Origin of the sequence: Nocardia caishijiensis NBRC 108228 (genome assembly GCF_001612825.1) — a bacterium.
In the GTDB taxonomy this organism is placed as follows: domain Bacteria; phylum Actinomycetota; class Actinomycetes; order Mycobacteriales; family Mycobacteriaceae; genus Nocardia; species Nocardia caishijiensis.
On sequence record NZ_BDBE01000019.1, the window covers coordinates 1 to 18,202 of the forward strand.

The following is an 18,202-nucleotide window of genomic DNA, read 5'->3' on the forward strand; positions in this document are numbered from 1 at the left end:
GGCGGACTCGAGTGATGCCGTGTGGCTGGGAGTGCGGTAGGTGGCGGACTCGAGTGGCGCCGTGCAGCCGAGAATGCGGTCAGCAACGTCCTCCACCGATCACAACCGCACGGCAATCATCGTGCTAAATAGCACTCCACACAACGCCGAGCGGAGTATCAATCTTCTTCAACGGCACCCAGCCGTAGGCGTCTTCCTGCATGCAGTCATAGATCTCCACATCGACACCATTCCCCCGGCACGCGATCGTCGTGGACGTCCCCTGCGTACTGGCGATGATGTACTTGCCGTTCTTAGTTGCGTCGATGGCCGCAGGATCGGTGTAGCTCACGAAGCTCGAGGTGAAGTCGGCGTACTTCGCCGGGTCCCCGTTGGGCTCGGCGTGGGCGAGCCCGGTCATGGTCATGGTGGCGCCGATCGTCAGCGTCGCCAGGTAGAGCGCTTTCTTGGACATGGGCAGCGATCCAACCCCACCTCGATGACGCGGTGATTGCGCGCAGGTGAACCGGACCCTCGGCTCAGGCGGGATGCTCACCGTGGATGCGTTCGGCTTCGACCGTCGCGGGGTGCACCGCGATCAGGCCGAGGCCCTCGCGGCGGCGGCACAGCTTGGCCAACTCCTCGTACGCGGGGGCGCCCAGGAGTTCACGCAGTTCGGGGGCGTAGGACTGCCAGACCGGCCGCGCCCCGACGTGCGCGTCGGGGGAGCCGGTGCAGTACCAGTCGAGATCGAGGCCACCGGGACCCCAGCCGCGCCGGTCGTACTCGGTGACAACCGTGCGCAGGATCTGCTCGCCGTCGGGCCGTTCCACCCAGTCCTGGGTGCGCCGGATCGGGAGTTGCCAGCACACGTCCGGCTTCACCTCGAGTGGTTCGATGCCTTTGCGCACGGCCATGATGTGCAGCGCGCAGCCGGGCCCCGCCGCGAAGCCGGGGCGGTTGAGGAAGATGCAGGCCCCGTCGAAGCGGCGGGTTCGCAGGGCTGGTTCGTCCTCGAGTTCGTCGAGTTCGAGGTAACCCTTCTTGACGACTTTGCCCTTCTCGGTGGCCTCACCCATCAGCTGCCAGTCCTGGGGCGTGAGCAGCTTCACAGCGCTCGCGAGCCGCTTGCGATCGTCCTTGTCGGCGAGGAAGGCGCCGTGTGAGCAGCAGCCGTCGTCGGGGCGTTCGGCGATGATCCCCTGGCAGGCCGGGGTGCCGAACACGCACGACCAGCGCGACAGCAGCCACGTGAGGTCGGCGACGATCTGGTGCTCGTCGTTTGCTGGGTCGGTGAACTCGATCCACTCGCGCGGGAAATCCAGCTCGACTTCCGGGGCCGGATCGATCTTCCGCCCAGGTCGGAGCCCGGTCTGCGCGGTGGGGCCTTCGCCTTCGGTCACAAGTTCTGACGCTAACAGTTCAGTCGCCTGCCCTGTACTCCCGGATCACCAAGTACCGTATTCGGAGTGCGGCTAGGTGTTCTCGATGTCGGAAGCAATACCGTTCACCTGCTGGTGGTGGACGCGCATCGTGGTGGACACCCGATGCCCATGAGCTCGTCGAAGGCGGCCCTGCGCCTGTCGGAGAACATGGACGGCGACGGGCGGATCACCGAGGCGGGTGAGGCGCGGCTCATCACCACGATCACCGAATTCGCCGATCTCGCTCGCAAGGCCAAGTGTGTGGAGCTGATGCCGTTCGCGACGTCCGCGCTGCGTGAGGCCACCAATTCCGAGGAAGTGCTCACCCGGGTCCGGGCGAGCACGGGGGTCGATCTGCGGGTCCTCTCCGGTGAGGACGAGGCGCGGCTGACGTTCCTCGCGGTGCGGCGCTGGTTCGGCTGGAGCGCCGGACGCATCATGAATCTCGACATCGGCGGCGGTTCGCTCGAGATGTCCAACGGTGGCGACGAAGAACCCGACGTCGCGTTGTCGTTGCAACTCGGCGCGGGCCGCCTGACCAGGGAGTGGCTTGGCGACGACCCGCCGGGCAAGCGCAAGATCGCGGTTCTGCGCGACTGGCTGGAGGCCGAGCTCGTCGCTCCTTCCAAGACCCTGATCGAAGCGGGAAGACCCGACCTGGCCGTCGGCACCTCGAAGACGTTTCGTTCGCTGGCCAGGCTCACCGGAGCGGCACCCTCGGCCGCGGGTCCGCGGGTGCGCCGTACACTGACCAGCTCCGGTCTGCGCCAGCTGATCGCGTTCATCTCCCGGATGACCGCCTCGGATCGCGCGGAACTGGAAGGTGTGAGTTCGGACCGGTCCCAGCAATTGGTGGCCGGGGCTTTGGTCGCGGAGGCGAGTATGCGGGCGTTATCGCTCGACAGCATCGAGATCTGTCCTTGGGCGCTGCGTGAAGGGCTGATCCTGCGCAAACTCGATACCGAACCCAACGGGGGTGGCCCGGTGGCGATGCCGCCGGTGGAACCGGTAGGGAGACAGCATGAGTGGTGAGGATTCCAAACAGCTCTCGGTAGCCGAACTGCTCGCGCGCAACGGTGCGCAGGGCGGGTCGCCGCCGTCCTCCGGTGGCGGCAGGCGGCGCCGCAGCGGTCGCGGGGTGTCGGTCACCGACCTGACCGGCGAGAACGCGGTGATCCGACCCGGCGGCCGCTCGCACGCCGCGCCCACCGAGACCCCGCCCGAGCCACCCGCCTACGAACCGCCAGCGAGCCAGGAGCCCGCGCCCTACCCACCGCCCGGCCCGGCCGAACCGGCGTATTCGCCGCCCTCGGGCCCGATCACCCGCCTCGATCCGACCGCCGACCCGCTCGGCCTGTCGACTCCCCGGTCCGGCTCCGATCCGTTCGGCCCTTTCCGCGCCGAGGCCCGCGACTCCACCCGCCAGAACGGCAGGCTCGGTGTGCCCGGCGGCGCGGCCCAACCTGTCGACCCCGGTATCGCCGAGATGTTCGGTTCGGGCGCGCTGCCCGCGGTCGGTGGTGGGCGTCGCCGTAAGCCCGACGACGAACCCCAGCATCCGGAATCGCCCGCGCCGCCGCCCCCGGTCACCGGTGGCAGGGCCGCGCGTCGTCGTGCCGCCGAGGCCGCCGAGGAAGCCGTCGAACCGCCCGCACCGAGCGGGTACGCGGCCTCCCTGCACGAGTCCGGGATCGACGCGCCGCGCGCGTTCATGGGTCGCCCCGGCCAGACTCCCGGTTTCAACGCGTTCCCGGATCTCGGGTTCGAGGATCATCCGAGCGTCGGTCCGGCGCCGTACGAACCGCCCGCCTACGAACCGCGGGCGTTCGACAACGGATACGCGGCTCCGAACGGTTACCCGCCACCGACGCAGGCCTTCAGCCCCGCCCCCGAGGCGCCCGCCGACCCGAGGCCCTCGCTCGAGCGCAGACGCGACGCGGGCAAGGGCGGTCTGCCGTCGTGGTCGGCGCGCAGGCATCGGCCCGCGCCGGAGCCGGGGCCGGAGAGCGGCGGCCTGCCGACGGCGGCCTGGTCGCCGATCAGCCAGGAACAGCCGCTGCTCGCCGGTGACTCCGTGGCCGCCGATCTGCTGCGTCAGCGTGCCGAGATCGACGCGACCGCCGACGCGCGCACCGAGGTGTACCGCCTCGACGGTGTCGAACCGGCGACCGACGACTACGCCGAATCCGACTACACCGACCGCGACTACGCCGACAACGACTACTCCGACAACGATTACGGCGACTACGACGAGTACGAGGACGACGACTACGAACCCGAGCCGAAACCGAGCCGGGCCAGCAGGCGGGCCGCGACCGCGGCGGCAGCGGCGAAGGTGGCGGGGCGCGCGAAATCCCGTGCGAAGAAACGGGTTTCGTCGTCGCGCGCCCGCACGGGCGCAGGGGGTCTCGCCCGGTTCGCCCCCAAGGGTGCCGTCGACGATCACCGCCGCGAATGGATGATGCTCGGCGCGCAGAGCGTGGGCGCGGCCATCGCCGGCATGTTGCTGTTCAAGGGATTCGAGACGATGTGGGAGACGCTGCCGTGGGTGGCGCTCGCCCTCGCGATGGTGGTGATCCTCGGTCTGGTCGCCCTGGTCCGGGTACTGCGCCGCACCGACGACATCTTCAGCACGGTGATCGCCGTCATCGTCGGCGTCTTCGTGACACTCGGACCGCTAGCCTTCCTCCTCAGTACCAGCTGAATACAGGGAGTGGGCCGTGGGGAACATCGAGATCGGGCTGTCGACGGCGTCGGTCTATCCGGAGAACACCCAGGCGGCGTTCCGCTATGCCGCCGAATTGGGCTACGACGGAATCGAATTGATGGTGTGGGCCGAACCGGCCAGCCAGAGCATCGATACCGTGCAGTCCTATGCCAAGCGCTACGGCGTCCGGGTGCTCGCGGTGCACGCGCCGTGTCTGCTGATCTCCCAACGGGTCTGGGGCGCCGATCCGGTGGCGAAACTGGAACGCAGTGTGCGCACGGCCGAGGCGCTGGGCGCCGACACGGTGGTGGTGCATCCGCCGTTTCGCTGGCAGCGCCGCTACGCCAGGGGTTTCGCCGAGCAGGTCGGTGAGCTCGAGGCGCACCACCCGGTGAAGGTCGCGGTGGAGAACATGTTCCCGATGCGGGCCGACACGCTGTTCCGTGAGGGCGCGGTGCGCAGACTGGAAAAACGCGCGGGACCGGGGCGCGCGCTGAGCGCGTTCAGCCCGTCCTACGACCCGACCGATACTGGATTCGACCACTACACCCTCGACCTCTCGCACACCGCGACGGCGGGCACCGACGCGCTGGAACTGGCCCGGCGGATGGGTGACGGCCTGGTGCACCTGCATCTGGCCGACGGCCGCGGCGCCGCCCACGACGAGCACCTGGTCCCCGGCGACGGCACCCAGCCCTGTGCGCAGCTGTGTGAGCACCTGGTGCACACGGGTTTTCGTGGTCACGCCGTGGCCGAGATCAACACCCAGAACGCACGGACAACGGCCGCTCGGTCGGCGCTGCTGGCGCGCACGCTCGAATTCGGGCGCCGACACCTCACGGGCGCCACACCCGATCCGCAGCCCCGCCACGCCGACCTGCCCTGATCCGAATGTGACGAACTCGGGAATAGGCCGAGCCGCGCCATGCTTGTACGCTGTACGAAAGTGCACCGCGACCAGGAGTGACGATGACGCGAGAACTCGCGACCGATGCGCCGTTCAGTCAGGTCGTCGACCTGACCGAGCTCACCACCACCGATGCCGAGACCGGCCACTACGCCGGTGTCATCGACCCCATCTGGACCATCGGCCCCAAGGTGCACGGCGGCACGATGGTCGCCGCCAGCGCCGCCGCCGCGACCAGGTGGCTCACCGCGGCCGACGCCTCCTTCGCCCGGATGGCACCCATCGCGGCCAGCTCCGACTTCCTCGGCGCCCCTGATCCCGGCAAGGTCGAATACGCGGTGCACATCCGCAAGAAGGGCCGCCAGATCTGCCTCGTCGACGCCGAACTGGTCCAGAACGACCGCACCCTGGTGCGCACCGCGTTCACCTTCGGCCACCTCGACGCCACCGCCACCCGGTGGAGCGGCCCGGACACCGACATGCCCGCCGAGCCGACCGACGACGCGCTGCTGTACACCTCGGATTCGCCGATGGGCAAGATCGTGCACGTCAGCCAGGGCGCGCACGTGCTGCTCGACCCCACCTGGGGCGAATTCCTGCGCGGTGAGACCGGTGATCCCCGGCTGCGGCTGTGGATGCGCCCCTTCGACGGCGACGAAGCCGACCCCCTGGTCCGCGCCGCCTTCGCGATGATGGCCGCCGACATGAGCCCGCCGGTCCCGATGAACCTCGGCCACTTCGGCTGGTCGCCCACGGTTCAGATGACCACCTACCTGCGCCGCGTCCCCGCGCCCGGTTGGTTGCGGGTCATCGCGACCTCCCGCGAGGTGGGCGAGCGCATGTTCGACGAGGACCAGCTGGTCCTCGACTCCACCGGTGCGGTGGTTGCCCAGAGCCGTCAGCTGGCGCTGATCCCCGCCGCCAAGTAACAACCCGGGCCGCCGCCCCACTAACCTTGGCACCATGACGAGAATTGCTGTTGTCGGTGGTGGGCGGATCGGTGAGGCGCTGGTCGCCGGGTTGCTGGAAGCCGGTCGGGCGCCCAAGGATCTGGTCGTCGTCGAGACCCATGCCCCCCGCGCCGCGCAGCTGGCCGAGCGGTTCAAGGTGCGGGTCACCGGATCGACCGCCGACGCCGTCGTCGGCGCCGACATCGTCGTCATCGCGGTCAAGCCGAACGTGGTGGACTCGGTACTCGCCGACCTGTCCAAGGCCGACCTCGACACCGGCCGCGAGCAGGTACTCGTCTCGCTGGCCGCGGGCATCACCACCGGTCACCTGGAGTCGAAGCTACCGGCCGGTTTCGCCGTGGTGCGGGTCATGTCCAACACCCCGATGCTGGTCGGTCAGGGCATGTCCGTGCTGTCGCCCGGCCGGTATGCCGATGCCGAACAGCTCGAGGTGGTCGGGGAGATGCTCGAGGCCGTCGGCAAGGTCGTCACGGTGCCGGAGACGCAGATGGACGCCGTCACCGCCGTCTCCGGGTCGGGTCCGGCGTATTTCTTCCTGGTCGTCGAGGCCATGATCGACGCGGGCGTCGGCCTCGGTCTCACCCGCGAGGTCGCCACCGAGCTGGTCGTGCAGACCATGATCGGCTCGGCCGCGCTGATCGACGAGAGCGGGCAGAACGTCGTCGATCTTCGCGCCGCCGTCACCTCGCCCGGCGGCACGACCGCCGCGGCCCTGCGCGAACTCGAACGCGGTGCGCTTCGCTCGACTTTCATCGAGGCATTGCAGGCCGCCAAGCGTCGATCGGTGGAACAGGGCGCGTCCAGCGAATGACACGCGGGTACCCGGCGTGATAACCGATTTCTCACACCCGTCGCAGTAATCCCACTGGCACCGCTAAGCTCGTAGAAGCACGTGCGTGTCTGTTCCGCCGGTGGGGAAGCCGGCGGCGCGGACGTGCCGGAGGTCAATGGTGCCATGATGTCTGCGAACAGAATGTCCAGTAATTCACCGGCGTCCGGCGGTGGATCGGGGTCACCCGCTCCACGAGTCGGTGCCACTCCGCAACCGGTGATCGGCGGTGGCACGCAGTTTCTCACCGTCGCCGAAGTCGCCGATCTCATGCGGGTCTCGAAGATGACGGTGTACCGGCTGGTGCACTCGGGCGAGCTGCCCGCGGTGCGGGTCGGACGCTCGTTCCGGGTGCACGCGAAGGCGGTGCACGACTATCTCGAGACGTCGTATTTCGACGCTGGTTAGGTTCTCGGCCACCGCGATCCCGGACTGACCGGAAGGGATCGGGGCGGCCGAGAACCCGCGGCACGCGTGCCGCCGACGGCGCTGTAGCATGAACAATCGGTTCGTGTCCGCCTGCCGGTGGCACCGCTTCGTGGTGTCCGGTGCGCCCCGGCGGCGCGGGCACCAGACGACGCACGCGACACCGCGTGTGTATGCCGAGTAGAGAGAACGCGAGGAAACCCTATGGGTTCTGTGATCAAGAAGCGCCGCAAGCGTATGTCGAAGAAGAAGCACCGCAAGCTGCTTCGCCGCACACGTGTTCAGCGGCGCAAACTCGGCAAGTAAGCCTGCGTGCCCGCGCGAGCCCGTCACCTTTTCGAGGTGGCGGGCTTTCGCTGTGAAATGGCCCGGTTTGTAAATCTCGCTGTGCGATAACGGGTCGTCCTCGTTAAAAGCTGGTAGATCGTGTCGGCGGGTGGCGCGAATGCGGCTACTCTGGTACGCGGAAATCATGAGAAGCAGGGGGCTTTGAGTGGGGTCAGGTCCGGGTTCCGATACACGGGAACGTCATGAACCGAAAGTCGTGCTGGTCACCGGGGCCAGCCGCTACTTCGGTAGCAAGATCGCGTCCCGGCTCGCCGCCGATCCCGGTGTCGAACGGATCATCGCCGTCGACACCATGCCCCCCGGCCGTGAGGTGCGCCGCCGGATGGGCCGCACCGAATTCGTGCGGGCCGACATCAGGAATCCGCTGATCCGCAAGGTCGTCGAGAACAACGCCGTCGACACCGTCGTCCACGCGGCCGTACTCACCCGCCCACCCGCGCGCGGTGGTCGCGCGGTGATGAAGGACCTGAACGTGCTCGGGTCGATGCAGCTGCTCGCCGTGTGCCAGAAGGCGCAATCGGTGCGCCGCGTGGTCGTCCGTTCGTCGTCGGCGGTCTACGGGTGCAGCGCCAAGGACCCGGCGAGATTCACCGAGGAAATGAGCGCGCGCACGCCACCGGCAGGTTGGTTCGCCCGCGACATGATCGATATCGAGGCGCTCGTGCGCGCGATGGCGCGGCGCAGGCCCGATATCTCGGCCTCGATTCTGCGCTTGGCGCCGATCGTCGGTCCTCGCCTGGCCGACGGTGGCGTGCAATATCTGCGTTCACCGATCACCCCGACCGTGCTCGGGCGTGAAGCGCGGATGCAATTGCTGCACGAGGAAGACGCGGTCGCGGTGCTCGTGCACGCCGCCTCGCGTGCACACGGTGGCACCGTCAACGTGGCCGGAGACGGCGCGCTGGCGATGTCGCAGGCCATTCGCCGGGCCGGGCGCATCGCCGCCCCGGTACCCCTCTTTGTTTTCCGCACCGTCGGCCGGAGCCTGATGGGCCCGGTCATGCGTGGATTCAGCGGCGAACAACCCGACTACTTCTACTTCGGTTGTGGTCTCGACACCACCCGCATGCGAACCGAACTCGGCTTCACCCCGCGCTGGACGACGGTCCAGGCATTCGACGACTTCATCGCGGGCGCAGCGTTGCGGCCCGTCTTCGATCCGGCATGGATCGACGCCGCGGAACACAAACTGCTCGGCCTCCTCGGGGCCGGTTCAGGAGCGCACACATGAACGAAGGAGCGAAAGTCATCCGTCTCGACGTGAATGTCGAGACCCGACACCGGCCGCCGACCCGGCGCAAACCGGACGTACCGGTCCAACCCGCCCCCGTCACCGCACTGAGCGATCACCGGCCGGGCATGCCGACCCGGCCGCCGAGGTCGCTGTCGGAGACGCTGCGCGACGCACTCGGCAAACAGATCGAGAGCACCGCGGAGTTCGCGCGGCGCAGGCTCACCGGTGACTACCAGATCGACGAATTCGGCTACGACGAGCATCTGCTCGAATCGGTGATCCTGCCCGCGCTGCGGCCGCTGTCGGAGTACTGGTTCCGGGTGGAGACGTCCGGCATCGAGAACATCCCGACCACCGGCGGCGCGCTGCTCGTCGCCAACCACGCGGGCACGGTCCCGCTCGACGGGTTGATGCTGCAGCTGGCCGTGCACGACAAGCACCCCGCCCACCGCGCCCTGCGTCTGCTGGCCGCCGACCTCGTGTTCGAGCTGCCCGTCCTCGGCGCGCTCGCCCGCAAAGCGGGCCACACCCTCGCCTGCCATCCCGACGCCGAACGACTGCTGCGCTCCGGGCACATCGCCGGGGTGTTCCCCGAAGGCTTCAAGGGCGTCGGCAAGAACTACGCCGACCGGTACAAGCTGCAGCGTTTCGGTCGCGGCGGATTCGTCTCGGCGGCGGTGCGCACCGGTGTGCCGATCATCCCGGTGTCGATCGTCGGTTCGGAGGAGATCTACCCGAAGCTGGCCGATATCAAGCCGTTGGCGCGGCTGCTCGGCCTGCCGTACTTCCCGGTGACCCCGCTGTTCCCGCACCTCGGCCTGCTCGGCGCCGTTCCCGTGCCGTCGAAGTGGTACATCGAGTTCGGCGAACCCATCGCGACCACCGCCTTCGAGCCGGAGGAAGCCGACGACCCGATGACGATGTTCGAGGTCACCGACCAGGTCCGCGAAACCATCCAGCAGACGCTGTACAAGTTGCTCGCGAAGCGCAGAAACCCCGTTCTCGGCTAGCTAGTTCTCGCGGTGGCGGGCGACCGCCGCCGCGACCGCGCCGCCCGCCGCGCCGAGCGCCAGCGCGGTCGGGACGCCGATCTTGGCGGCCTTGCGTCCGGTGCGGAAGTCGCGAATCTCCCAGCCCCGGTTCTTGGCCACCTCGCGCAGGTCGGAATCGGGGTTGATGGCCACCGCCGTACCGACCAGCGAGAGCATCGGCACGTCGTTGTGGCTGTCGGAGTACGCGGTGCACCGCTTGAGATTCAGGCCCTCGCGAATCGCGAGAGTGCGCACGGCATGCGCCTTGCCGAGACCGTGCAGGATGTCACCGACCAGGCGGCCGGTGAACTTGCCGTCGACACTCTCGGCGACGGTACCGAGCGCGCCGGTGAGCCCGAGCCGCTTGGCGATCACATTCGCCAGCTCCACCGGCGTCGCGGTGACCAGCCACACCTGCTGACCGGCGTCGAGGTGCATCTGCGCGAGCGCGCGAGTACCCGGCCAGATCTTGTCGGCGATGATCTCGTCGTAGATCTCCTCACCGAGCATCGCCAGCTCGGCGGTTGGGCGACCGGCGATGAAGCTGAGCGCCTTCTCCCGGCCCGAGGCCATGTCGGAGGAGTTCTCCTTGCCGGTGACCCGGAACTTCACCTGCTTCCAGGCGACATCGACCAGATCGGAGGTCTTGAAGTACTTGCGGGCCGCGAGACCCCGCGCGAAGTGCACGATCGAGGCGCCCTGCACGAGGGTGTTGTCGACGTCGAAGAAGGCGGCCGCGGTGAGGTCGCGCGGCACTTCCGGGCCCGCGTCGGTGCCCTGCTCGGCCAATTCCGCGTCGTGCAGCGTGAGGGCGGCGTCGGCGCTGGCCTCACCGGCCAGATTCGCGCGCAACTCCTCCTCACTCGGCCCGAACGGGCTGCGCGGCAACCGCGCGAACTGTTCCTGCAGTTCTTGGCCGAGGCGGCTGGGCTGCCACCGCGCAGGGAACTCGCCGAATCGCCCTGCGACGAATCCGGCCCTAGTCACCTTCGAACGTTCCGGCACCAGTACCCTCCGCTAGTCGCGCGAACATGTCCACAGTAACCGGATTCACCGACATGCCGCGGCGAGCCCGGGGATTAAATAAGAGCCATGACTAATCCCACACCAACCGTGACCCTGTTGACGCGCGCCGGTTGCGGAATGTGCACCATCGCACTGGCCCAACTGGAGACCATCTGTGGTGATTTCGGTCTCCCGGTACAGACCGTGGACGTCGACGAAGCCGCGGCGACCGACCCCGCATTGCGTGCCGAATACGGCGATCGGCTGCCCGTTGTGCTGTTGGACGGCCGTGAACACAGCTATTTCGACGTCGATGAGCCACGTTTGCGGGCCGATCTGAGCCGTTTCGCTGGTCGCGGGGGAAAATGAGGCCAAATTCACCGACTTTGTGAACGCCTGCACAAGCGGTTACGGTGGTGGCACGCATTCCGCACCGCCGCTGACAGCAGCGGTGGTGATCGAGTTTGTACGCCCCCCATGGCACCGGTCGCTGCCTCGAGACGCAGCGGCCCACAACCGGTGAAGCAACGACAGGTACCGGACCGCGATCAGGCCCGGAACGAGGAGCCGACGACGTGACAGAGCAGCACGAGACGCCGACAGGCGCCTCCGGCAAGGCTCTCGGGCGGGATATCCCGCAAGCCACGGTGACTCGTCTTGCTACCTATCTTCGGGTTCTGGCCGGCTTGGCCGACTCCGGTGTTGCCATCGTATCGAGTGAGGAACTGGCTGTCGCGGCGGGTGTCAATTCGGCGAAGCTGCGCAAGGATCTTTCCTTCCTCGGACCCAACGGTGTGCGGGGTGTCGGCTATGACGTAGCCAAGTTGCGCACCAGGATCGAAGACGTGCTCGGTTTGTCGCAGGGACATCGGGTGGTGCTGATCGGCGCGGGCAACCTCGGCCGCGCCCTGGTCGGCTATGGCGGTTTCGGGGTACGTGGCTTCACCGTGGTCGGCATCTTCGACAACGATCCGGCGGTGATCGGCCAGTCGTACGCCGGTCTCGTCGTGCGCGATGTCGACCTGCTCGTCGCCCAGATCCCCGCCCTCGACCCGACGATCGCGCTGCTCGCGGTCCCCGACGAGGCCGCGCAGGACGTGTGCGACCGCCTCGTCGACGCCGGGGTGCTGTCGATCCTGAGTTTCGCCCCGTGCGAGTTGCGCGTGCCCGCGCACGTGCAGATCCGCCGGGTGGACCTGGCGATGGAACTGCAGATGTTGTCCTTCGACGCCGCCCGCAACGACGCGCCGGTACTGCCCGTGGTCGCCCACGCGAGCTCCGGTCGGGTCGCGCGCCGGGTGCCGCCGCAGAACCATCCCGCCCTCAATCACCCCGCGCCGGTCGAACCGGCGCGCGGCAGGCCGCCGCGTCGCACCGCGCCGCACTCGGCCAACCCGCATGCGGCAACGCCAGCCAAGCACCCAGGGATCGGTGATCACCCCATGAGCGAGCGTCAGCGAGCGAACCAACAGGCAGGCGCGCGTGCGCGTGTGACCGAACCGGGCGAGGTGCAGTCATGAGCATTCTGCTGGTCGGGATCTCCCATCGCAGTGCCCCCGTTTCGGTGCTGGAGAAGGTGGCCGTGAGCGAGGCCGACCGGCCCAAGCTGGTCGACCGGTTGCTCGAGTCGAGCCATGTGTCCGAGGCGATGATCGTGTCCACCTGCAACCGGGTGGAGGTGTACGCGGTGGTCGACGCCTTCCACGGCGGCCTCGACGTGGTGGGCGGGTTGCTCACCGAGCATTCCGGGATGGCCTTCGCCGACCTCACCCGGCACGCCTACGTGCGCTACAGCGAGGCCGCCGCCGAGCATCTGTTCGCGGTGGCCAGCGGGCTGGACTCGATGGTCGTGGGTGAGCAGCAGGTGCTCAGCCAGATCCGTAGCGCCTACGCCAGCGCCGACAACCAGCAGGCCGTCGGGCGCACCCTGCACGAGCTGGCCCAGCACGGGTTGCGCGTCGGCAAGCGGGTGCACGCCGAGACCGGCATCGACCGGGCCGGTGCGTCGGTGGTGTCGGTCGCGCTCGACCGGGCGCGTGGCGTGATCGGTGACCTCACCGGGCGCACCGCCGTCGTGCTCGGCGCGGGCGCCATGGGCGGGCTCGCTGTCGCGCATCTGTCGCGGGCCGGCATCGGCCGGATCGTGGTGGTGAACCGCACGCTCGACCGCGCGCAGCGACTCGCCGAGACCGGGCGGACCATGCACGGTGTCGACGCCCTCGCCGTCGAGGCGGGCGGCCTCACCGACGCCATGGCCGGAGCCGACGTCGTCATCACCTGTACCGGCGCGGTCGGGGCCGTGGTGACCCTGGCCGACACCCACCGGGCCCTCGCTGGCCGGGCGGCCACCGGTGCGGCCGAACGGCCGCTGGTGTTCTGCGATCTGGGCCTGCCCCGCGATGTCGACCACGCCGTGGCCGGGCTGCCCGGAGTCGTCGTGATCGACATCGAATCGCTGCAGCGCGATCCGGCCGCCGGTGCCGCGGCCGACGACACCGCCGCCGCCCGCGCGATCGTCGCCGACGAACTCACCAAATACCTTGCCGGGCAACGCATGGCCGAGGTCACCCCAACGGTGGCCGCGCTGCGTCAGCGTGCCGCCGAGGTGGTCGAGGCCGAACTGCTTCGCCTCGACTCGCGGCTGCCCGACCTGGCCGACCCGACTCGCGACGAGGTGGCGCGCACCGTGCGCCGCGTCGTTGACAAGCTGCTGCACGCGCCGACGGTGCGCGTGAAGCAACTGGCGTCCACGCCGGGCGGTGACAGCTACGCCGAGGCGCTGCGCGAGCTGTTCGAACTGAAACCCGGTGCGGTGCAAGCGGTTGCCGCGCCCATGGAGGTCGCCGCGGCCGAGCCCGCGCTGGCCGACGACTTCACCGCGGGACACCTCGGCGACGGGCAGTCGGCATGACCGCCCGCGCCGCAACACACCACCAGCCGAAGCCCGGACGTGCGAAGAAGGGCACATCATGACCACGACAGTGCAGGAAGAGGACACCGTGACCGCAGGAAGCGCTCGTGCGCCCTGGCGGATCGGCACGCGCGGCAGCCTGTTGGCGCTGACCCAGGCGGGTACCGTGCGTGACGCCCTGATCGCGGCGGGCCAACCCGCCGAACTGGTCGTGATCAAAACCCCCGGCGATCTGTCGTCGGACCCGGTGCAGAAGATCGGCGTCGGCGTGTTCACCTCCGCCCTGCGCGACGAGCTCGCTCTCGGCGGTATCGATATCGCGGTGCACTCGTACAAGGATCTGCCGACCGCGCAGGACCCGCGCTTCACCATCGCCGCGATCCCGCCGCGCGAGGACCCGCGTGACGCGCTGGTCGCCCGCGACGGGCTGGTGCTCGGTGAGCTGCCCGCGGGCGCGAAGGTCGGTACCTCCGCACCCCGACGCGCCGCCCAGCTGCGCGCGCTCGGTCTCGGCCTCGACATCCTCCCGCTGCGCGGCAACATCGACTCGCGCCTGCGCAAGGTGAGCGAGGGCGAACTCGACGCCATCGTCATCGCCAGGGCGGGCCTGTGCCGGATCGGGCGTACCGAGGCCATCACCGAATCGCTCGAGCCGGTGCAGATGCTGCCCGCTCCCTCCCAGGGCGCGCTCGCGGTGGAGTGCCGCAGCGACGACCCGCAGCTGATCGAGGTGCTGTCCGGCTTGGACGACGCGCCGACCCGGTACGCGGTGGAAGCCGAACGGTCGCTGCTCGGCGAACTCGAGGCGGGCTGCACGGCCCCGATCGGCGCGCTGGCCGAGGTCGTCGAGTCGATCGACGAGGACGGCCGGATCTTCGAGGAACTGTCGCTGCGCGCCTGCGCGGCCGCGATCGACGGTTCCGACGTGCTGCGGGCGTCGATCGTCGGGGCGCCGGAGGACGCCGCCGAACTCGGGCGCACGCTGGCCCGCGAACTGCTCGACCTGGGTGCCCGCGCCCTGCTGAGCGTCGCCGATGAGCCAGCGCCCGCCACAGACTTCCCTAATTCCAGCCCGATGGAGAACAACCGATGAGCAGCCGAGCCACCAAGAAGCAACCCGGGCGGATCCTTTTCGTCGGATCCGGCCCCGGCGACCCGGCCCTGCTGACCGTGCGCGCTCGTGAGGTGCTCGAGCGGGCGACGTTGGCGTTCACCGACCCCGACGTGGACAAGGGCGTGCTCGCCCTCATCGGTGCCGCGGTGGAACCGGGTGCGGACGGACAGCGCCCGGTGGACGTGCGTCCGGCGCTCGGCGAACCCGCCGAGGTGGCCAAGACGCTGATCGCCGAGGCCCGCAACGGCCACGACGTGGTCCGCATCGTCACCGGTGACCCGCTCACCACCGATTCGGTGATCAGCGAGGTCAACTCCGTCACCCGTTCGCACATGGTGTTCGAGGTGTTGCCCGGCCTGCCCAACGGTTCGGCGGTGCCGAGCTACGCCGGTATCGCCCTCGGCTCCGGGCACACCGAGGCCGATGTGCGCGGGGAAGTGGACTGGGCCGCGCTGGCCGCCGCCCCCGGCCCGCTGGTGCTGCACGCCACCTCCGGGCACCTGGCCGAGACCGCGAGCGCGCTGGTGGAGCACGGGCTCGCACCGCAGACCCCGGTCGCGGTGACGGTGCGTGGCACCACTCGTCAGCAGCGCACCATCGAGGCCACGCTCGCCTCGCTGAACAATGCCGCTTCCGAGCTGGTCGGCCCGCTGGTCGTCACGGTCGGTAAAGAGGTGGAGAAGCGTTCGAAGATGTCGTGGTGGGAGTCGCGGGCGCTCTACGGCTGGACCGTGCTCGTGCCGCGCACCAAGGACCAGGCCGGTGAGATGAGCGAACGGCTCGTCACCCACGGCGCCATTCCGATGGAGGTGCCGACCATCGCGGTCGAGCCGCCGCGCAGCCCCGCGCAGATGGAACGCGCGGTGAAGGGCCTGGTCGACGGCCGCTACCAGTGGGTGGTGTTCACCTCCACCAACGCGGTGCGCGCGGTGTGGGAGAAGTTCGCCGAGTTCGGGCTCGACGCGCGGGCGTTCTCCGGTGTGAAGATCGCGTGTGTGGGCGAGGCGACAGCCGAGAAGGTGCGCTCCTTCGGCATCAACCCCGAGTTGGTGCCCAGCGGTGAACAGTCCTCCGAGGGTCTGCTCGCCGACTTCCCGCCCTACGACGACGTGTTCGACCCGGTGAACCGGGTGCTGTTGCCCCGCGCCGACATCGCCACCGAGACCCTCGCCGAGGGCCTGCGCGAACGTGGCTGGGAGATCGACGACGTCACCGCCTACCGCACGGTGCGTGCCTCGCCGCCGCCCGCGGAGACCCGCGAGATGATCAAGACCGGCGGTTTCGACGCGGTGCTGTTCACCTCGTCCTCTACCGTCCGCAATCTGGTCGGTATCGCGGGCAAGCCGCACGCGCGGACGATCGTGGCCTGCATCGGCCCGAAGACCGCCGAGACGGCGATCGAGTTCGGGCTGCGCGTGGACGTGCAGCCCGAGACCGCGCAGGTCGGTCCGCTGGTCGAGGCACTGGCCGAGCACGCGTCGCGTCTGCGCGCCGAGGGCCTGTTGCCGCCGCCGCGCAAGAAGAGCCGCCGCAGCAGCAGCCGCTAGCCGTCGCAGATACCCCGAAAGCCCGCCCGCGAAGGCGGGCTTTCGGCGTATCCGGATCATCGGCTGTAGCGCAGCAGTGTGCGCACGAGCCGACAGGTGGCATCCGACGGCGCGCGCAGATCGATCTTCTCGGCGGTGCGCCGGATCGTGTCGTTGGTCGCTTGATTCGGCAGGTACACACCGGAATCGAGCAGGGCGATGGTCAGCCGCATGGCCTTGAGCCTGCGGTTGTGCGCGATGTACCACCGGCGCGGCCGACCGGCGGGCAGGCGCTTCTTCTCCAGCGGAACGTAGGGCTCGGTGATGAAGGTCTTTCGTTGTGCGGCAATGGCGTTCATCGGCGTCCTCCCTCGCGAACGGATCACACCGTGTGCGGCGCGATCCTCGAACACGCTTTCGATTGTATCGGGAGGTACCGACAAGTTTCGCCGCCTGCGACCGGAAGTTGTTGTGCTCCTGAATGATTGGAAGTTATCCACAGGGTTGCCGAGGGCGGTTGTGTGCGGTGCGGGTGCGCTGCCGGAGGTGATTCGGCAATTGCTGTCGGACCGCTGTGGTCTAGTGGCGTCACACGAACGGGAGGAGACGCGATGACGCTCGACCCGATAGACCAGCGCCTCGGCGCCCATGTTGGGGCCGACGAACTGCTCGGCCTTGCCTGGCTCGTCGACGATTCGAACACCGTGGCCACCGGTGCGATCGGTCATCTGGATGCCGCGCGCACGACGCCGGTGCGGACCGACACGATCTTCCGGATCTCCTCGATGACCAAGCCGCTCACGGCGGTCGCGGCGTCGATCCTGATCGAGGACGGCGTCATCGACCCCGCCGAACCGGTCGACCGCTTACTCCCCGAACTCGCCGACCGGCAAGTGCTCACCCATCCGGCCGCCGAGATTACCGACACGGTCGCGGCCCGACGGCCCATCACGATCGACGACCTGCTCACCTTCCGGCTCGGGTGGGGCATGGATTTCACCGACTTCTCGCCGAAGCCGTTCGACGCGGCCTGTGCCGAGCTGGGCCTGGGCGCTGGTCCGCCGACCCCGGCCGAGATGCCGCCGCCGGACACCTGGCTCGCCCGGCTCAGCATGCTGCCGTTGCAGTTCCAGCCGGGGGAGCGCTGGCTGTACCACGTCGGCTCGGCGATCCTCGGCATCCTGATCGCCAGGGCGACGGGCAGACCGCTGTCGCGGTTCCTGGCCGAACGGGTGCTCGACCCGCTCGGCATGCCCGACACCGGTTTCAGTGTCGCGCCCGGCAAGCTCGACCGCTTCGGCCCGCACTTCGTCGAGGTCGACGGCGAGCGTGTGGTCTTCGATCCGGTCGACGGCCAGTGGAGCCGTCCTCCGGCGTTCGAAGGTGGCGGCGACGGGCTGGTCTCCACGCTCGCCGACTTCCACCGATTCGCCCGGATGCTGCGCGGCGGCGGCGAACTCGACGGCACCCGGATCCTGTCCGAGCAGTCTGTCGCGGCCCTCACGACCAACCATCTGACGGCCGAGCAAATAGCGCGCGGCGGGCCGGAGCCCGACGGCAGCGCCGGGTGGGGGTACGGCGTCGGTGTCCAGCTGACCGACCGGCCCGAAGGCCCCCGCGCAGGTGCTTACGGCTGGGCGGGCGGCTTGGGCTCCACCTGGTCCAACGACGGTCCGGTGACCGGAATCCTGCTCACCAACCAGATGTGGAATTCGGCCGGACCGTTACCGGTGTTCGCAACCTTCGAGCAGCTTCTCGGCGAACGCGGCCGCCGATCCGACGGGGTGTAG

General features: G+C 69.0%; 19 protein-coding genes. 15 read left to right on the forward strand and 4 right to left on the reverse strand.

What is annotated here, in order from left to right; translation table 11 throughout:
• Nucleotides 1–124: 124 nt before the first annotated feature.
• Both NC7_RS04915 and NC7_RS04920 read right to left on the reverse strand, forming a co-directional pair.
• Complete coding sequence (locus NC7_RS04915) at nucleotides 125–454, reverse strand: hypothetical protein (RefSeq protein ID WP_067979449.1); 330 nt, start codon at nucleotides 452–454, stop codon at nucleotides 125–127.
• 64 nt (nucleotides 455–518) lie between these two features.
• On the reverse strand, nucleotides 519–1,382 hold the full coding sequence (locus tag NC7_RS04920; protein ID WP_236573118.1) for a DUF3109 family protein: 864 nt from the start codon (nucleotides 1,380–1,382) through the stop codon (nucleotides 519–521).
• 66 nt (nucleotides 1,383–1,448) lie between these two features.
• Here NC7_RS04920 and NC7_RS04925 point away from each other — a divergent pair, with 66 nt between their 5' ends.
• From NC7_RS04925 to NC7_RS04960, 9 genes are all read left to right on the forward strand, one after another.
• The gene (locus NC7_RS04925; protein WP_067979452.1) at nucleotides 1,449–2,435 is read left to right on the forward strand and encodes a Ppx/GppA family phosphatase; all 987 of its coding nucleotides are present in this window, start codon (nucleotides 1,449–1,451) and stop codon (nucleotides 2,433–2,435) included.
• The gene (locus tag NC7_RS04930; RefSeq protein ID WP_067979455.1) at nucleotides 2,425–4,107 is read left to right on the forward strand and encodes an Rv0497 family membrane protein; all 1,683 of its coding nucleotides are present in this window, start codon (nucleotides 2,425–2,427) and stop codon (nucleotides 4,105–4,107) included. The genes NC7_RS04925 and NC7_RS04930 overlap by 11 nt, the downstream gene beginning before the upstream one ends.
• A gap of 31 nt (nucleotides 4,108–4,138) precedes the next feature.
• A complete protein-coding gene (locus tag NC7_RS04935) occupies nucleotides 4,139–4,996 on the forward strand; it encodes a sugar phosphate isomerase/epimerase family protein (RefSeq protein WP_067979554.1) in 858 nt (285 codons plus the stop codon).
• 83 nt (nucleotides 4,997–5,079) lie between these two features.
• A complete protein-coding gene (locus tag NC7_RS04940; protein WP_067979557.1) occupies nucleotides 5,080–5,946 on the forward strand; it encodes a thioesterase family protein in 867 nt (288 codons plus the stop codon).
• Between the two features lie 34 nt (nucleotides 5,947–5,980).
• The gene (proC, locus tag NC7_RS04945; RefSeq protein ID WP_067979458.1) at nucleotides 5,981–6,799 is read left to right on the forward strand and encodes a pyrroline-5-carboxylate reductase; all 819 of its coding nucleotides are present in this window, start codon (nucleotides 5,981–5,983) and stop codon (nucleotides 6,797–6,799) included.
• Nucleotides 6,800–6,961: 162 nt separating this feature from the next.
• Nucleotides 6,962–7,225, forward strand: coding sequence for a helix-turn-helix domain-containing protein (locus NC7_RS04950; RefSeq protein WP_225278502.1), 264 nt, complete (start codon nucleotides 6,962–6,964; stop codon nucleotides 7,223–7,225).
• Between the two features lie 222 nt (nucleotides 7,226–7,447).
• Nucleotides 7,448–7,549 carry a 30S ribosomal protein bS22 gene (locus NC7_RS28335; RefSeq protein ID WP_003402602.1) on the forward strand — a complete coding sequence of 34 codons (102 nt, stop codon included), beginning with the start codon at nucleotides 7,448–7,450 and terminating at the stop codon, nucleotides 7,547–7,549.
• Between the two features lie 238 nt (nucleotides 7,550–7,787).
• A complete protein-coding gene (locus tag NC7_RS04955) occupies nucleotides 7,788–8,822 on the forward strand; it encodes an NAD-dependent epimerase/dehydratase family protein (protein WP_067979461.1) in 1,035 nt (344 codons plus the stop codon).
• Nucleotides 8,819–9,835, forward strand: coding sequence for a lysophospholipid acyltransferase family protein (locus NC7_RS04960; protein ID WP_067979463.1), 1,017 nt, complete (start codon nucleotides 8,819–8,821; stop codon nucleotides 9,833–9,835). Before NC7_RS04955 ends, NC7_RS04960 begins: the two co-directional genes overlap by 4 nt.
• Here NC7_RS04960 and NC7_RS04965 read toward each other — a convergent pair whose 3' ends face one another.
• Nucleotides 9,836–10,861, reverse strand: coding sequence for an HAD family hydrolase (locus NC7_RS04965; protein ID WP_373861223.1), 1,026 nt, complete (start codon nucleotides 10,859–10,861; stop codon nucleotides 9,836–9,838).
• 87 nt (nucleotides 10,862–10,948) lie between these two features.
• On the opposite strand from NC7_RS04965, the gene NC7_RS04970 reads away from it, so the two are divergent.
• The 5 genes from NC7_RS04970 to NC7_RS04990 all read left to right on the forward strand — a co-directional run bounded on the left by NC7_RS04970 (nucleotide 10,949) and on the right by NC7_RS04990 (nucleotide 16,433).
• Entirely contained in the window at nucleotides 10,949–11,230 is a 282-nt protein-coding gene (locus NC7_RS04970) for a glutaredoxin family protein (protein ID WP_067979465.1), read from the forward strand.
• Nucleotides 11,231–11,436: 206 nt separating this feature from the next.
• Nucleotides 11,437–12,381 carry a redox-sensing transcriptional repressor Rex gene (locus NC7_RS04975; protein ID WP_174550192.1) on the forward strand — a complete coding sequence of 315 codons (945 nt, stop codon included), beginning with the start codon at nucleotides 11,437–11,439 and terminating at the stop codon, nucleotides 12,379–12,381.
• Nucleotides 12,378–13,772, forward strand: coding sequence for a glutamyl-tRNA reductase (locus NC7_RS04980; protein WP_067979467.1), 1,395 nt, complete (start codon nucleotides 12,378–12,380; stop codon nucleotides 13,770–13,772). Before NC7_RS04975 ends, NC7_RS04980 begins: the two co-directional genes overlap by 4 nt.
• A 58-nt stretch (nucleotides 13,773–13,830) precedes the next feature.
• Nucleotides 13,831–14,865 carry a hydroxymethylbilane synthase gene (hemC, locus tag NC7_RS04985; RefSeq protein ID WP_067979470.1) on the forward strand — a complete coding sequence of 345 codons (1,035 nt, stop codon included), beginning with the start codon at nucleotides 13,831–13,833 and terminating at the stop codon, nucleotides 14,863–14,865.
• Nucleotides 14,862–16,433, forward strand: coding sequence for a bifunctional uroporphyrinogen-III C-methyltransferase/uroporphyrinogen-III synthase (locus NC7_RS04990; RefSeq protein WP_067979473.1), 1,572 nt, complete (start codon nucleotides 14,862–14,864; stop codon nucleotides 16,431–16,433). The genes hemC and NC7_RS04990 overlap by 4 nt, the downstream gene beginning before the upstream one ends.
• 56 nt (nucleotides 16,434–16,489) lie before the next feature.
• Here NC7_RS04990 and NC7_RS04995 read toward each other — a convergent pair whose 3' ends face one another.
• Entirely contained in the window at nucleotides 16,490–16,771 is a 282-nt protein-coding gene (locus tag NC7_RS04995) for a hypothetical protein (protein WP_067485858.1), read from the reverse strand.
• 252 nt (nucleotides 16,772–17,023) lie between these two features.
• Between NC7_RS04995 and NC7_RS05000 the strand changes: the two genes are divergently transcribed.
• Nucleotides 17,024–18,202, forward strand: coding sequence for a serine hydrolase domain-containing protein (locus tag NC7_RS05000; protein WP_067979475.1), 1,179 nt, complete (start codon nucleotides 17,024–17,026; stop codon nucleotides 18,200–18,202).